Raw genomic sequence first — 914 nt, forward strand, 5'->3', positions numbered from 1 at the left:
GCATCTGCGGCCTTAAATAATCCAGCTGCAAATCCAGCACCGGCGCCGGTTCGCTAAATACACCTTGCCAATATTGTTTCTGTTCCGATAGGTCTCTTGTTCGCATCCATTCGCTGTAATCTTTGTATTGGACACTCAGCGGTTCTAAAAGCTCTCCATTGTAGAGTTTGGAAAGTTCTTGGGTTAAAATATCCATCGACATACCATCGGAGATGATATGGTGCATGTCTAACAAGAGGATCGTTTTGTCCTCTCCTACTTTTACTGCTTTCATCCGCATCAGCGGCGCCTTCCCAAGGTCAAACGGATGCACAAAACGATGCAGCAAGTCTTCTTCTTTTTCTGCACTTTTTGCTATAATCCGTTCTTCATACTCCAATTCGAGCTTAACTTCTTGTGCGATCTTCTGTACGGGATCTCCATCCTGCAAGTGGAAACTAGTGCGCAAAGCCTCATGGCGCATAGTCAATTGCTCCAGTGCGTATTTCATGCGGCCCATATCTAGCGACCCGTAAATTTCTATTCCCGCCGGCATATTGTAGGCTGTGCCTACGTCGTCCAGTTGGTTAATTAGGTATAACCTCTTCTGTGCCGACGACATCGGATACACTTCTTGTTCTTCCGCATGCGGGATCGGAATGTATGCTATCGCTCTTACTTCTTCTACTTCTTTAGCCAGAAGCCGGGCAGTAGGAGCGGCGAAAATGGCCTTCAGCGGCAAACGTACGCCGGTCTTCACTTCAATCTTATTGACAACCCGGGTTGCGCGCAGGGAATGTCCACCCATTTCGAAGAAGTTGTCCTCAATGCCTACCGGGGTTACACCTAGAACTTCTGCAAAAGTGCATGCAACCAGTTCTTCTATCTCGTTCCGTGGCGCAATATATTCCTGTCCGCTTGTTGCTTCGGGCTCC

1 protein-coding gene is annotated in these 914 nt (G+C 48.0%); it reads right to left on the bottom strand.

Annotation, left to right across the window (positions count from 1 at the left end; translation table 11 throughout):
- Positions 1-914, bottom strand: a 914-nt coding sequence (locus PKO01S_RS28500) for a condensation domain-containing protein (RefSeq protein WP_246070783.1), incomplete at both ends; no start/stop codon positions are given.

The sequence above is a fragment of the Paenibacillus kobensis NBRC 15729 genome, from assembly GCF_004000825.1.
Taxonomy (GTDB): domain Bacteria; phylum Bacillota; class Bacilli; order Paenibacillales; family Paenibacillaceae; genus Paenibacillus_T; species Paenibacillus_T kobensis.